15 protein-coding genes are annotated in these 14,592 nt (G+C 71.5%); 14 read left to right on the forward strand and 1 reads right to left on the reverse strand.

Annotated elements, in window-relative coordinates; translation table 11 throughout:
• Positions 1–15: 15 nt before the first annotated feature.
• A complete protein-coding gene (locus ABGB17_RS22995; RefSeq protein ID WP_347632829.1) occupies positions 16–1,056 on the forward strand; it encodes a tetratricopeptide repeat protein in 1,041 nt (346 codons plus the stop codon).
• A complete protein-coding gene (locus ABGB17_RS23000; protein WP_347632831.1) occupies positions 1,053–1,997 on the forward strand; it encodes a sugar phosphate isomerase/epimerase in 945 nt (314 codons plus the stop codon). The genes ABGB17_RS22995 and ABGB17_RS23000 overlap by 4 nt, the downstream gene beginning before the upstream one ends.
• A 10-nt stretch (positions 1,998–2,007) precedes the next feature.
• Here ABGB17_RS23000 and ABGB17_RS23005 read toward each other — a convergent pair whose 3' ends face one another.
• Positions 2,008–3,027, reverse strand: a complete 1,020-nt coding sequence (locus ABGB17_RS23005) for an LLM class F420-dependent oxidoreductase (RefSeq protein ID WP_347632833.1) — start codon at positions 3,025–3,027, stop codon at positions 2,008–2,010.
• 219 nt (positions 3,028–3,246) lie between these two features.
• On the opposite strand from ABGB17_RS23005, the gene ABGB17_RS23010 reads away from it, so the two are divergent.
• The 12 genes from ABGB17_RS23010 to speB all read left to right on the forward strand — a co-directional run bounded on the left by ABGB17_RS23010 (position 3,247) and on the right by speB (position 14,561).
• Positions 3,247–4,023, forward strand: coding sequence for a (Fe-S)-binding protein (locus ABGB17_RS23010; RefSeq protein ID WP_347632835.1), 777 nt, complete (start codon positions 3,247–3,249; stop codon positions 4,021–4,023).
• Positions 4,020–5,420, forward strand: a complete 1,401-nt coding sequence (locus ABGB17_RS23015) for a lactate utilization protein B (protein ID WP_347632837.1) — start codon at positions 4,020–4,022, stop codon at positions 5,418–5,420. The genes ABGB17_RS23010 and ABGB17_RS23015 overlap by 4 nt, the downstream gene beginning before the upstream one ends.
• Positions 5,417–6,031 (forward strand): lactate utilization protein C, encoded by a 615-nt coding sequence (locus ABGB17_RS23020; protein WP_347632839.1) that lies wholly within the window; start codon positions 5,417–5,419, stop codon positions 6,029–6,031. Before ABGB17_RS23015 ends, ABGB17_RS23020 begins: the two co-directional genes overlap by 4 nt.
• Before the next feature lie 259 nt (positions 6,032–6,290).
• Complete coding sequence (locus ABGB17_RS23025; protein ID WP_347632841.1) at positions 6,291–6,701, forward strand: hypothetical protein; 411 nt, start codon at positions 6,291–6,293, stop codon at positions 6,699–6,701.
• A 195-nt stretch (positions 6,702–6,896) separates the two neighbouring features.
• The gene (locus ABGB17_RS23030; protein WP_347632843.1) at positions 6,897–7,340 is read left to right on the forward strand and encodes a hypothetical protein; all 444 of its coding nucleotides are present in this window, start codon (positions 6,897–6,899) and stop codon (positions 7,338–7,340) included.
• Positions 7,337–7,654, forward strand: a complete 318-nt coding sequence (locus tag ABGB17_RS23035) for a transcriptional regulator (protein ID WP_347632845.1) — start codon at positions 7,337–7,339, stop codon at positions 7,652–7,654. Before ABGB17_RS23030 ends, ABGB17_RS23035 begins: the two co-directional genes overlap by 4 nt.
• Complete coding sequence (locus tag ABGB17_RS23040) at positions 7,647–8,543, forward strand: ATP-binding cassette domain-containing protein (RefSeq protein WP_347632847.1); 897 nt, start codon at positions 7,647–7,649, stop codon at positions 8,541–8,543. Before ABGB17_RS23035 ends, ABGB17_RS23040 begins: the two co-directional genes overlap by 8 nt.
• A complete protein-coding gene (locus ABGB17_RS23045) occupies positions 8,540–9,709 on the forward strand; it encodes an ABC transporter permease (RefSeq protein WP_347632849.1) in 1,170 nt (389 codons plus the stop codon). Before ABGB17_RS23040 ends, ABGB17_RS23045 begins: the two co-directional genes overlap by 4 nt.
• Positions 9,710–9,826: 117 nt before the next feature.
• Positions 9,827–10,918 (forward strand): GNAT family N-acetyltransferase, encoded by a 1,092-nt coding sequence (locus tag ABGB17_RS23050; protein WP_347632851.1) that lies wholly within the window; start codon positions 9,827–9,829, stop codon positions 10,916–10,918.
• Between the two features lie 152 nt (positions 10,919–11,070).
• A complete protein-coding gene (locus tag ABGB17_RS23055) occupies positions 11,071–11,976 on the forward strand; it encodes a sirohydrochlorin chelatase (protein WP_347632853.1) in 906 nt (301 codons plus the stop codon).
• Positions 11,977–12,062: 86 nt separating this feature from the next.
• Entirely contained in the window at positions 12,063–13,256 is a 1,194-nt protein-coding gene (locus ABGB17_RS23060; protein WP_347632855.1) for a nicotinate-nucleotide--dimethylbenzimidazole phosphoribosyltransferase, read from the forward strand.
• A gap of 264 nt (positions 13,257–13,520) precedes the next feature.
• Positions 13,521–14,561, forward strand: a complete 1,041-nt coding sequence (speB, locus tag ABGB17_RS23065; protein ID WP_347632857.1) for an agmatinase — start codon at positions 13,521–13,523, stop codon at positions 14,559–14,561.
• Positions 14,562–14,592 lie beyond the last annotated feature (31 nt).

The raw sequence follows: 14,592 nt of genomic DNA on the forward strand, positions 1-14,592 counted from the left end.
CGAGATCCGGCGTGGTTGTCGCGGCGGTCGGGCACGGCGGGCTGGGAGACGGCGGGCCCGAGCCAGGTCTTCGGCGCCGTCATGGCCCTCCGCAACGTGGTCGAGGGGTTCGGCGGCGACATCCGCGCGCAGCCGTCCCGCCGCCGCAAGGAGTTCGACCAGGTCGTCGCACGCCTGCGCGGGGCGCTCCGCCACCCGCCTGAGGCGTTCGACGAGGCGTGCGCGGCGCTGTCCGCCTCCACCGCCGCCGCGGCCTGCCAGATGTACGTGGACGCCCGCGACGAAACCGCCGCGCTCGGCCTCGTCGAAGCCGCCCGGCCCCTGATGGAGCGCCTGGGCCCCCGTCACCACGACGTCATGAACCTCCGCCGCGCTCACGCCGGCGCCCTGCTCGCCCAGGGCCGGCGCGAACAGGCGGAAACACTGCTCCGCGCCCTGCTCGAGGACGAGACCAGGACCTTCGGCCGCGACGATCCCCGCACCGCGCCGACGGAACAACTCCTGCACTGGGCCCACCTGGCCATGGGCCGCCTGGAGGAGGCCGAGTCCGGCCTGCGCACCCTCAGGACCCGCCTCACCCGGCACCCGCACGCCGACAGGGCACTCCTGCGCCACATCGAGTGCAAGCTCTCCTGGACGGTCGGCCGCCGCCACCGCCTCCGCGAGTCCGCCGACGGCTACGACCACGTCATCGCGTCCCGCGCCCGCGAGTTCCGCCCCGACCACCCCGACGCCCTGGACGCCCGCCACTCCAAGGGAAAGATGTACGTACTCCACGGCGACGGCCCCGCCGCCCACGCGGTACTGAGTCCCTTGCTCCCCGACATGCGGCGCGTCCTCGGCCCCCGTTCCCCCTACACCCTGGAGACCCGCAAGTACCTGGCCCTCGCCCGCACCCTGACCCGCCCGGACGACCTGCGTGAACACCGGCGGGCCCGGCGTGTCCTGCGGCACGTCCTGCGCGTACAGACCCGCGGGCCCGGCCATGACCATCCCGACACCCGCGACACCCGCGAGTGGCTCACCGCACTCTCCGACATCGGGAAGAGGCCATGAGACTCGGACTCCTCACCGCGTGCCTGGGCACGCAGACACTGGAAGAGGTGGCCGCCTGGGCCGCCCGCTCCGGTTACCAGTCCCTTGAAGTGGCCGCCTGGCCCAAGAGCACCACCCATGTCCACCAGGCCGCCCACCTGGACGTCACCCGCTTCACCGCTGCCGGCGCCGACGATGTGCTGGCCCTGATGGCCCGGCACTCCCTGACCGTTCCCTCCCTCACCTACTGCGACAACAACCTCCACGCCGACCCCGCGCGCCGTGCGGCCGTCCACCGCCACCTGCGCCACGTCATCGACGCCGCCGCCCTCCTGCGCGTCCCGTACGTCACCACGTTCATCGGCCGCGACATCACCCTCCCGGTCGCGGGCAACCTGGAACTGGCCGAACAGCACCTGCCTCCCTTGGTGGAGTACGCGAGGGATCGCGGCGTGAGCCTGCTCGCCGAGAACTGCCCCATGGAGGGCTGGCACCCCGACGGCTACCCCGCCAACCTCGCGTACTCCCCGGAACTGTGGGACTGGATGACCACCCTCGGTCTCCGGCTCACCTACGACCCCTCCCACCTTCCCTGGCTCGGCATAGACCCCCTGGACGCCTTGGTGTACGCCCTGGACCGCGGCATGGTCGCCCACGTCCAGGCCAAGGACATCCAGATGGACCCCCGCGCCCGCACCCACCACGGCGTCTTCGGCAAGACCGCCACCCGCACGTCCCCCACCGACGTCGGCTGGTGGCGCTACCGCGTCCCCGGCCGCGGCGACCTCGACTGGAACCGCCTCGTCGACACCCTCCACACCCACGGCTACACCGGCACCGTGTCCGTGGAACACGAGGACCCCGTCTGGGGCGGCACCGTGGAGAAGACCCGCCAAGGGCTCCTCATCGCCGCCCGCACCCTACGCCCGCTCGTCACCCCGGACGAGGGTTCTGTCCACTGAGCTGTCCCGGTCACCCGAGCACCAGGTCGCGGACCGTGCGGAGGGTGGGCTCGTCGTGGGGGCCCATGGCGAGCAGGGTCGTCACGGGGGAGTCGCGCCAGAGCTGGAGGCGTTCGCGGATTCTCGACGGGGGGCCGAGCAGGGAGATGCCGTCGGCGAGGTCGTCGGGGATGGCGTGGAAGGCCTCGTCTTTTCTGCCGGCCAGGTAGAGCTCCTGGATCTTCTCGGCGGCGTCGGCGTAGCCCATCCTGCCGATGATGTCGGCGTGGAAGTTCTGGGATTTGGCGCCCATGCCGCCGATGTACAGGGTGAGCATGAGTTTCACCGTGTCCAGGGCCTCGTGGAGGTCGTTGGTGACCATGATGAGGACCATGGCGGCGATGTCGAAGTCGGGTGGGGCCGCGGACAGGGAGTCGCCGTACATCGCGGGGATCTTGCCGGGGAGGGTGAAGAGGGGGAGCCAGCCGTCGGTGAGTTCGGCGGCGAGGGCGACGTTCTTGGGGCCTTCGGCGCCGAGATAGAGGGGGATGTCCCGGCGCAGTGGGTGGGTGATGAGTTTCAGGGGTTTGCCGAGGCCGGTGCCGCCGGGGTAGGGCAGCGGGTAGTGGGGGCCGTCGCTCGTCACCGGTTCCTCGCGGTGCCAGACCTTGCGCATGATGTCGATGTACTCGCGGGTGCGGGCCAGGGGGCGGGGGAACGGGCGGCCGTACCAGCCCTCCACGACCTGGGGGCCGGAGGCGCCGATGCCCAGCAGGAGGCGGCCGCCGGTGAGGTGGTCGAGGGTCATGGCGGTCATGGCGGTGGTCACGGGGGAGCGGGCGGAGATCTGGGCGACGCTGGTGCCGAGTTTGATGCGGGTGGTGCGGGCGCCGTACCAGGCCAGGGGGGTGAAGACGTCGGAGCCGTACGCTTCGGCGGTCCAGACCGAGTCGTAGCCGAGGCGTTCGGCCGCCTGGACCAGCTCGGTGGCGTCGTTGGCGTGGCGCTGCCAGTAGCCGAGGTTGAGGCCGAGTCTGAGGTCGTCGCTCATGTCCGCTCCTGAGGGCCTTGGTGGCGCAGAGTGTAATTAGAACACGTTCTAGATCGGTCGGGCGAGGGGGGCCGGGGCGGTCGAAGATCAGTGGAGTAGGGTCGGGGGCGTACGGTACTTCCCGCGCCGATCCGGCACCGCGTCCGGGGCTCCGAGCCGTGCGGAGGCCGTGGGCTCCCGCGGGTGGCGGGCCGGCGCGGACCCCAGAAAGGGCTGCGGATGCGGGTCGCCCTGTTCGTCACGTGCGTCAACGACACCCTGTTCCCCGGCACAGGCAAGGCGGTCGTCGCTGTGCTGCGGCGCCTCGGGTGTGACGTCGAGTTCCCCCTTGACCAGACCTGCTGCGGCCAGATGCACGTCAACACCGGGTACCGCGACGAAGGGGTGCGGCTGGCGCGCGGCTTCCTTTCGACGTTCCGCGGGTACGACGCCGTGGTCGCCCCGTCGGGGTCGTGCGCGTCGATGGTGCGCGAGCAGTACCCCAAGCTCGCGGCCGGCATGGGTGCCACCAGGGCCGGGGCGTTCACGCGGGCGCACGGCGGGCGGACGCGGTTCGCCGAGGAGGTGGCCGAGGTCGCGCCCAAGGTGTACGACCTGTCGGAGTTCCTGGTGGACGTGCTGGGGGTGACCGACGTCGGGGCGTACTTCCCGCACCGGGTGACGTACCACCCCACGTGTCACTCGCTGCGCGGGCTGCGGGTGGGGGACCGGCCGACGCGGCTGCTTGAGGCGGTGCGCGGGCTGGACCTGGTGCCGCTGCCCGGGGCGGACGAGTGCTGCGGGTTCGGCGGGACGTTCGCGGTGAAGAACGCGGCGGTGTCGGCGGCGATGTGCGCGGACAAGCTCGGCAACGTGCTGGGGACCGGGGCCGAGGTGCTGTGCGCGGCCGACAACTCGTGCCTGATGCACCTCGGGGGCGCGCTGCGGCGGCAGCGGTCCGGCGTGCGGGTCATGCACCTGGCCGAGATCCTCGCGAGCACGGAGGCCGGGCGATGAGCAGGACGTTCGTCGGGATGCCGGCGTTCCCGCGCAACGCCGAGGACGCCGTGCAGGACTCACAGCTTCGCTTCAACCTGCGCAAGGCCACGCACACCATCCGCGAGCGGCGGGCCGCCGTGGTGGGGGAGGTGCCGGACTGGGCCGGGATGCGGGCCGCCGGGAAGGCGATCAAGGACGACGTGCTGCGCAACCTCGACCGGTACCTGCTCCAGGTGGAGGAGGCGGTCACCCGGGCCGGGGGGCACGTCCACTGGGCCGCGGACGCCGCCGAGGCCAACGCCATCGTGACGCGGCTGGTGAAGGAGACCGGGCACCGCGAGGTGGTCAAGGTCAAGTCGATGGTCACGCAGGAGATCGGGCTCAACGAGGCGTTGTCCGAGGCCGGCGTCACCGCGTACGAGACGGACCTGGCGGAGCTGATCGTGCAGCTCGGGGACGACCTGCCGTCGCACATCCTGGTGCCCGCCATCCACCGGAACCGGTCGGAGATCAGGGAGATCTTCGAGGAGCACATGGGGGAGTGGGGACGGCCGGCACCCGCCGGGCTCACCGACGAGCCGGCGACCCTGGCGGACGCGGCGCGGCTGCACCTGAGGGAACGGTTCCTGTCCACCAAGGTGGGGATCTCGGGGGCGAACTTCGTGATCGCGGAGACCGGGACACTGGTGGTGCTGGAGTCGGAGGGCAACGGGCGGATGTGCCTGACGTTGCCGGAGACGCTGATCAGCGTGGTGGGGATCGAGAAGGTGCTGCCCACCTGGGCCGACCTGGACCTGTTCCTGCGGTTGCTGCCGCGGTCGTCCACCGGGGAGCGGATGAATCCGTACACCTCCACATGGACCGGGGCCACCGAGGGGCAGGAGTTCCACCTGGTCCTGCTGGACAACGGGCGAACGCGGGTACTGGCCGACGAGGTGGGGCGGCAGGCGCTGCGGTGCATCCGGTGCTCGGCCTGCCTGAACGTGTGCCCGGTGTACGAGCGCGTCGGGGGGCATGCGTACGGGTCGGTGTATCCGGGACCGATCGGGGCGATCCTGACCCCGCAACTGCGGGGGATGTCGTCGGAGCTGGATGCCTCGCTGCCGTACGCGTCCAGTTTGTGCGGGGCGTGTTACGACGTGTGCCCCGTGGCGATCGACATTCCCGAGGTGCTGGTGCATCTGCGGGCCAGGTCCCCGCATCCGGCGGCCGAGCGGGCAGGGCTGCGGGCCGCCGGGTGGGTGCTTGGGCGTTCTTCGCGGTTGCGGGCGGTGCAGTGGCTGGCGTCCAGAATCCGGGGACTGGTGCCCAGACGGTGGCTGCCCGGGCCGGGGGCCGCGTGGACGCAGACCCGGGACGTGCCTTCGGTGCCCTCCGAGTCGTTTCGGGACTGGTGGGAGCGTGAGGGACGATGAGTTCCCGGGAACGAATTCTGGCCGCCATACGGTCGGCGGTGTCCGGGGTGCCGGCCGTGGAGATCTCCCGGGGCGGGGGGTGGGCCCGGCCTGAGGGTGATCTGCCGGGATTGTTCGCCGAGCGGGTGCGGGACTACCGGGCGATCGTGCACGTCGTACCCGAGGCGGACGTGCCTGCGACGATCTCGAAGGCACTTGAGACTCGGAGGGCGCGGCGGCTGGTCGTACCGGGCGGGCTGCCCGGAGCGTGGCTACCCGATGCGGAGTGGGTGCGGGACGATCCGCCGTTGGGGGTCGCCGACCTGGACGGGGTTGACGGGGTCATCAGCGGGTGCGCGGTGGCGATCGCCGAGACGGGGACGATCGTGCTGGACGGCGGGCGCGGGCAGGGGCGCCGCGCGCTGACCCTCCTGCCGGACTACCACTTGTGCGTGGTCACGGAGGACCAGGTGGTGCCCAGCGTCAGCGAGGCGGTCGCCACCCTCGACCCGCGCCGTCCCCTCACCTGGATCAGCGGCCCGTCCGCCACCAGCGACATCGAGCTCAACCGGGTCGAGGGCGTGCACGGTCCCCGCACCCTGGAGGTCGTCATCGCGACCCGTGCCTCCTAGCCGGCCGAGTGATCATCAAGGACGTCGGCGGTGATGTCCCGCTCCCGTGCGCGGGGAGTCAAGCATCGGGCACGGTAAAGCAATTCACAGGTATTTCCTCATGCCAGCATGCATTGTGAAGGGCTTGTCCATGGCTTTTCATTTGAGGGACGCCGTGTGATCTCCGCCGTGCTCGGGTGGATTCTCTGCGCGAGACGTCTCGGTCGTGGTCGCCCACACGGTCGACCCACTCATTCGGGGAAACGGGAGGCATAAGTCGATGTCAAGGAAAATCGCACAACCGTTGATCGTCGCTTTTTTGGCGATCATCGGTCTGTTGGGTGTGGCCGCGGGCCCGGTGCACGCGACGTCGGTCCTGAACGGCGGTTGCACCGACCACCCCAACACCGAGCCCTGCATCAGCAAGTCGGGTAACTTCATCTACGCGGATTTCTATCAAATCAAAACCCCGGACGCTAGCATGCGCACGGCCATCCTGAAGATTATCAAGAATGGCAGAGAGGTGGGGCGGGCGTCGTACACGCTCACTCGCACCGGGCGCTACGGCCCCATCAGCAATAACGTCGCCACGTTACCGCCGACCAACGGGTCCGCCTATTCTCGTGTGGAGGTGTACACCTCGACGGGAAGTCTGCATTACGCCGTCAACAGCCCCACGCAGACATGGTGATGTCGCTGTGAGGTGACGCCGGGTCTGTCCCGTGCGTCTGCGGCGGCGGCACGACGAAGCCCCGTTCCACCTTGAGGACGTCCTCGGCGGATTCGCCGGCGGTGTCCCGGGGGAGCGGGGCTTCTCGCATGGAGCCACTTGAATGCGGGTTGAGTGCTTGATAGCGTGTTGAGCGGTCAAACGGGAGGACAGCCCATGAACACGAGTGAGAGTCTCAGCGCGGGGGAGGCGCTTGAGGAGATCGAGCGTGTCCGGGGCCGGGTCCGGAGATCCGGGCGATGGGCAGGATGGCTGTACCTGTTCTGGGGGATCTCGGCGGTGGTGTACTGGACCGCCATGTTCCTCGGGCCGGGGCCGGTCAAGCTGAGTGCCGCGGTCTTCTGGGGGCTGCTGACGATCGGGTCGTTCGCTTACGTGTACCGGCAGAGTGTGTACGGGTGCGGGCTGGACAGGCTGCAGTCCGTGATCACGTTCGCCTGGGTGGGGACCATGGTGGGGGCGGCGTTCGCCGGGACGTACCTGTTGCCGGACGACCCGACGGGGTGGTGGGTGGTCGCGGCGCTGGGGCTCGCGGGGGTGGCGGCGGTGCCGGTGCTGTACGGGGCGTGGCGGATGCGGCCGTGGGCGGGGGAGCGGTGACGCGGCAGGGGACGCACCCGCGGCACGGGCTCGATCCGCTCATCCACACGCCGGTACGGCTGTCGATCATGGCGGCGCTGGCCGCGGCGGACCGGGTCGAGTTCCGGTTCCTGCGCGACACCATCGAGGTCAGCGACTCGCTCCTCTCCAAGCACATGCTCACGCTCGAAGAGGCCGGCTACGTGAAGGTCGAGAAGGTCTTCATCAGCAAGAAGCCCGGCACCTGGCTCTCACTGACCCCCGAAGGCCGCACGGCCTTCCAGGAGTACGTCTCCATCCTGGAGACGATCACGAAGGGATCCCCCCATGCTTGAGGTGCGGCGACTCAGGAAGAAATACGGCGACAAGGTGGCCCTCGACGACGTCAGCCTCTCCGTGGCCGAAGGCCAGATGTTCGGCTTCGTCGGCGCGAACGGCGCGGGCAAGACCACCACGATGCGCATCATCATGGGCGTCCTGTCCGGCGACGGCGGCGAGGTCGAGTGGCGCGGCAAGCCGGTCGACTTCGAGACCCGCAGGCGGTTCGGCTACATGCCCGAGGAACGCGGCCTGTACGCGAAGATGCGGGTCACCGAGCAGATCACCTACTTCGGGCAGCTCAGCGGCATGGCCCCCGCGGCGGCCCGCGGCTCGGCCGACGCGCTGATCGAGCGGCTCGGCCTCACCGAGCGCCGCGACGACGACGTGGAGAACCTCTCCCTCGGCAACCAGCAGCGCGTCCAGCTCGCCGTGGCGCTGATCCACGACCCCGAGCTGCTGGTCCTGGACGAGCCGTTCTCCGGCCTCGACCCGATCGCCGTGGACGCGCTGGCCGGCGTGCTCGCCGAGCGCACCGCCAAGGGCGTGCCGGTGGTGTTCTCCAGCCACCAGCTCGACCTGGTGGAACGGCTGTGCGACTCGGTCGGCATCATCAAGGCCGGCACGATGATCGCCGGCGGCACGGTCGAGGACTTGCGCGCACGGGAGTCGCGCAAACGCCTGCGCATCGTCGTGAGCGGCGCCGAGCCCGGCTGGACCGACCGCCTCCCCGGCACCGTCGTCACCAAGAGCGACCGGCCGGACGGCACGCGCCGCGACGAGGTCGTCCTCACCCCGGCCGACGACCAGGAGGCCTTGCGGGTCGCCGCGCAGGCGGGCCGGGTGGAGCACTTCGGATGGCAGGAGCCGTCCCTGGCCGAGATCTTCCGTGAGGTGGTCGCGTGAACATCGTCCTGCTGGTGGCCCGCCGCGAGATCGGTGTCCGCGGCCGCACCAAGGGCTTCCGTTACGGCTTGCTCGTCACCGCCGTGCTGGTCGGCGTCCTCGCTTCCCTGCCGAAGCTGCTCGGCGGCCCGTCCGAGTACGCCGTCGGACTGTCGGGCCCGCGCGCCGAGCAGATGGCCGCCGCCCTGTCGCAGCAGGTGGCGCAGCGCGAGGACACGGCCATGCGCTTCGAGCGCTACCCCGACGAGGCCGCCGCCCGCAAGGCCGTCCAGGACGGCACGGTGGAGGCCGCCGTCGTCGGCGACAAGGTCGTCTCCAAGAGCGTGGTGGACGACGACCTGTCGGTGATGCTCGACACCGCGCACCGCGTGGTCACCACCGAGGCCAACCTCGCCACCGCCGGCCTGGACCCGGCGAAGGTCCAGCAGGCCCAGCAGGTCGCCCCGCTGACCCCGGTGATGCTGAACGGCACCGGCGAGGAGGCCGGCGTCCGGCTGGTGATGGCCATGACGCTGGTCGTCATCCTGTTCATGCTGCTGATGCAGATCTGCACCTGGGTCGCCATGGGTGTCGTCGAGGAGAAGGGCAGCCGCATCGTCGAGATCCTGCTCACCGCGGTGCGGCCGTGGCAGCTCCTGGCCGGCAAGACGATCGGCCTCGGCGTGCTCGGCCTCGCCCAGCTCCTGGTCATCGCGGTCGTGGGCCTCGGCGCGGCGCAGATCACCGGCGCGGTGCCCGAGATGCCGGCCGGCACCTACGGCGTGGTGGCGAGCGCCGTTTTGTGGTTCCTGCTGGGCTACGCCTTCTACGCGGCGATGTTCGCGGCCATCGCGTCCACGGTGTCACGGCAGGAGGAGCTCAGCGGGGTGCTCACCCCGGCCACCATGCTGCTGATGGCGAGCTACCTGATCGGGTTCTTCGCCGCACGCACCCCGGAGGCCACGCTGACCCGCGTGCTGTCCATCGTGCCGCCGTTCTCGGGCATGGTCATGCCGGTGCGGTCGGCCGTGATGACGGTGCCGATGTGGGAGACCGCTCTCGCCATGGGCCTGATGGTGGTGGCCGCCGCCGCGGTGCTCGCGCTCGGCGGCAAGGTGTACCAGCGGGCGGTGCTGCGCACCGGCGCCCGGGTGCGCCTGCGGGAGTTGTTCGGCACCGCCGCCTGAGTTCCGGCGGGCTCCGTACGCTGGTCCGGGGCCCGCCGAGTTGCGGACCACCCCCCAAGTGCGGTGAGCTGATATGTCCGCACAGGGGGGATTGCATTGACCGGATTCGATCAGCACTTGACGATCACCACGCGGCGGCTGGTCCTGCGGCCCTTCGGCCCGGACGACGCCGACCGGGTCCGTTCCATCGTCGAGTCGGGGGTGCCCTTCCTCCCTCCGGGCGCCCCCGGGCACATCGCGGGCATCCCCCAGTGGCTGGCGTTCGGTGTGCACGAGTTGTGGCGCTCGGGACAGGGCATCCACCTCGCGATGGTCTCCGACGACACGATCATCGGGGCGATCAGCCTGTTCCGCACCGTCTGGGGCACCGGCACCACCGAGGTCGGGTACGGCGTGCACCCCGCCTACCGGGGCCGCGGCTTCGCCCCCGAGGCCGTCAGCGCCCTCACCGACTGGGCGCTCACCAAGGGCGGGCTGCGGCGCGTGGAACTGCGCGCCAACCTCGACAACACCCCCTCGCTGCGGGTCGCGGAGAAGGCCGGCTTCACGCGCGAGGGCGTGCTGCGCGGCGCCGGCTTCGAGGACGACGGCCCGCACGACCTCGTCATCTTCGGCCTGCTGGCCCGCGACCTGTCCATGGGCCCGCCCACGATGAACGGCCGCGGCTTCGGCACCGGCGTCCGCATGGAGAGCGAGCGCCTCATCCTGCGCCCCTTCACCGGCACCGACGCGCACGACGTGCTGGCCGCCGTGGAGCACGACACCGAGATCCGCCGCTGGATGCCCTGGGCCGAGGGCTACGACCTGCAGCGCGCCTACGACTGGTGCACCCGGTACGCGCACGCCGACTCGGTGAACGGCGTGCAGTTCGCCATCGAGCCGAAGACCGGCGGGCGGTTGGTCGGCTCGGTGGGCGTGCAGCGCGCCGACTGGGAGCGCGGCGACGTCGAGATCGGCTACTGGATCTCCCCGTGGGCCCGCCGCCGCGGCTACGCCTGCGAGTCGGCCCGCGCGGTCAGCACGTACCTCATGATGCGTGGTTTCCACCGCGTCACCCTCCTCGCGGCGGTGGGCAACCTCAACAGTCAAGGGGTCGCGAAGAAGGCCGGTTTCACCGAGGAGGGTGTGCTGCGCCGGGCCCTCCCGGTGGGCGACGGGCTGTCGGACGCCGTCCTCTTCAGCCTCCTCAAGGACGAGCACCGCTGGTGATCCCGTGACCCCGGAGACTGCCGGGGCACAGGGGAAACGCCGAGGGACGGTTCAGGGCAAATGCTGGGCAAAGCCTCGCCCATGACCAGGCAGATTCAGATATCCTCGCGACCCGACCCACCATTTCCGCAGGTCAACGTATCGGAGATCATATGAAGCCGCCGCTTCTGCTCATCGGGCACGGTGCCCACGACGACACCGGCGCGGCAGAGTTCGGCCGGTTCGTCCATCGCCTGCGGTGCCGGCTGGACGGCGTCGCGGCGGACGTCTCCGGCGGCTTCATCGCCCGCGGCCGTCCCACGCTGAGCGATTCGGTGGCCTCACTGGTGGCTCGCGGGCACCACCGGCTCGTGACGCTTCCCCTCACGTTGTGCGACACCGGCGACGTCGACGCGGCGGTGCTGCGGGCCCAGCTCGCGCACCCGACGCTCACCTGCGACCAGGGCCGGTCGCTCGCCGCCTCACCCCGGGTGCTCGCCCTGATGGCCGAGCGGCTCGCCGACGCGCTCGCCGAGATGCCGCGCCTCGCCGCCGTCGCCACGGGCGAGGACCACGGTGAGGTGACCCGCGAGCCGGTGTCCCCCGCCGAGACCGCCGTCGTGCTCGTCGGGCACGGCTCGGCCGACACCCGCGAGAACGCCGAGGTGCACCGGGTGTCGCGGCTGTTCTGGGAGACCCACGCCGCCGACCTGCTGACCGTCGAGACCGCGTACGTCTCCGACGCCCCGCCGAGCGTCGCCCAGGGCATCGAACGGTGCCGCCGCCTCGGCGCGCGGCGCGTCGTCGTGCTGCCGTACCTGCTGTTCGCGGGCGGCGTGCTGGAGCGCATCTGGGCCGAGGCGCTGGCGTACGCCGCCGGGCACACCGACCTGGACGTGCGCTTCGCCGAAGTCATCGGCGACTGCGAGGGCCTCGCCGACGTGATCATCGAACGCTACGAGGAGACGCTGGCCACCGAACCCGCAGGGACCGAGTGGATCCCGCGCGACGCCGGCCTGCTCGCCGAGGTCCACCAGTTGCCACGCGAGGAACCCACGCTGGCGGAGGGGCTGGTCTGAGCCGGGGCCCGGCCACGGCGGCGCCGGGCTGATCAATAGGGTTTGCGAGGTTTGATCGTCAAGGTTCGTGGAGGGGCTGGTCTGACATGGGACTGCTGGAGACGACGCTCGCGGCGATCCGCCCGGCCGACCAGGAGGCCAGGGCGCGGGCCCTCGCCCACCAGGAACGGCTGACCAAGCCGCGCGGCTCCCTCGGCGCGCTGGAGGACGTCGCGGTGCGGCTGGCGGGCGGCGCGGGAACCTGCCCCCCGCCTCTGCCGTCGCCCGCCGCGCTGGCCATCTTCGCCGCCGACCACGGCGTGCACGCCCAGGGCGTCACCCCCTGGCCGCAGGAGGTCACCGGGCAGATGGTGGCGAACTTCCTCGCGGGCGGCGCCGTCGCCAACGCCTTCGCCGCCCAGGCCGGCGCGACCGTCACCGTGGTGGACGTCGGCGTCGCCGCCGAGCTCCCCCCCGCCCCCGGCCTGGTCGTCCGCAAGGTCGCCCCCGGCACCGCCGACATGTCCCTCGGCCCCGCCATGACCCCCGAGCAGGCCAGGGCCGCCCTGGAAGCGGGCATCACGGTGGCCCGCGAGCTGGTGGACGCGGGCGCCCGCTGCCTGATCACCGGCGACATGGGCATCGCCAACACCACCGCCTCGGCCGCGTTGATCTGTGCCTTCACCGGCAGCGACCCGGCCGCCACCACCGGCAGGGGCACCGGCGTGGACGACGCCACCCTGAACCACAAGATCGACATCGTCCGCCGCGCCCTGCGGGTCAACGGCATGTCCACCCCCGAGGCGGCCCCCGCCACCCCTGAGCGTGCCACCGGCCCTGGGGCCGAGGCCGTCACCGCCGTCCCCAAGGTTGTCGCCACCACCCCCGAGGCCATCACCTCCAAGGACGGCATGTCGCCCGCCGAGGCGCTGCGCCGGCTCGCGGCCGTCGGCGGCCTGGAGCACGCCGCCCTCGCCGGCTTCGTGCTCGGCGGCGCCGCGGCCCGGGTCCCCGTCATCCTGGACGGCGTGATCGCCGGCTCCGCCGCCCTGGCCGCCGCCGCACTCGCCCCGGCCGCGATCGACCACTGCGTGGCCGGCCACCTGTCGGCCGAGCCCGGCCACGCCGTCGCCCTGGACCGCCTCGGCCTGCGCGCCCTGGTCGACCTCGGCCTGCGCCTGGGTGAGGGCACCGGCGCGCTGCTGGCGTACCCCCTGGTCGCCGCCGCGGCCCGGGTGATGCACGAGGTCGCCACCTTCGACTCGGCAGGCGTCACCGAGAAGGACGCCCAGACCGCCTGACCGGGTTGAACCGCCGTACGACGGCGCCGGATCCACCGCACGGCATCTCGCCGTCTCGGCGCCGCGGAGGGGGCCGGGGTTGCCGGGGGCGAGGCGGCGAAGGCGGGCGTCGGCTGCGCCGTGCCGCGTCTCGCCGTACCGGCGTGCGGGGGAGGTGTCGTGTCCAGGGGCTTTCCGGTGAGGGGGAGCGGTCGCCGGGTCAGCGGTCTTTACCGGAGTACGGCGATATAGTGACATTTCGCCGTTAGAGATGATTGGACTGCGATGCGCTACGGCCCGATGTTCGGCCCCGACATCACGTTCCTGGGCGTGGAGCGTTGTGATCTCGGGGAGCCGGAGACGTACGCCGGCGCCGACGTCGTCATCCTCGGCGCGCCGTTCGACGGTGGCACCAGCAACCGGCCCGGGGCCCGGTTCGGGCCCATGGCGCTGCGGCAGGCGTGCTATCTGCCTCATGACGGGTCCCGGCCCAGTCTCGCCTTGCGCACCGATGGGCTGCGGGACCTGAAGGTGCTCGACGCGGGCGACGTCGAGTGTTACTCCGGCGATGTCGAGAAGTCGATCGCCGACATCGAGGAGGCCGTCTACACCGTCGCGGCGTCCGGCGCGATCCCGCTGGTCCTCGGCGGCGACCACACCATCGCCCTGCCGGACGCCCGGGGCGTCGCGAGGCACCACGGCTTCGGCCGAGTGTCGATGATCCACTTCGATGCGCACGCCGACACCGGGAACATCGAGTTCGGCCACCTGCACGGCCACGGCCAGCCCATGCGCCGGCTCATCGAGTCCGGCGCGATCCGCGGCGACCGGTTCCTGCAGGTCGGCCTGCGCGGCTACTGGCCCGGTCCGGAGACCCTGGACTGGATGGCCGGGCAGAACATGCGCTCGTACGAGATGACCGAGATCGTCGCCCGCGGGCTCACCGAGTGCCTGACCGAGGCGTCCGCGAAGGCCCTCGACGACTGCGACGGTGTCTTCCTGTCGGTGGACATCGACGTGTGCGACCCCGGCCACGCCCCGGGCACGGGCACCCCCGAACCCGGCGGGCTGAGCGCCAGGGAGCTGCTCGACTCGGTGCGGCGCCTGTGCTACGACCTGCCCGTGGTGGGCATGGAGGTGGTCGAGGTGGCCCCGCCGTACGACCACGCGGACATCACGGCGTTCCTCGGCAACCGCGTGATCCTGGAGGCGCTGTCGGCGATGGCCCGCCGCCGGGAGGTCGCCGCCGGGGGAGAGCCGTGGGACCCCCGCCTGCCGCTCCTTTCGGGGAGGCTTTCCGCGCCCGGTGCCACCGGGGGCCTGTAGGTTTACCTCGCATCGCCACATCCCGGGGAAA

The sequence above is a fragment of the Sphaerisporangium sp. B11E5 genome (assembly GCF_039871875.1).
In the GTDB taxonomy this organism is placed as follows: domain Bacteria; phylum Actinomycetota; class Actinomycetes; order Streptosporangiales; family Streptosporangiaceae; genus Sphaerisporangium.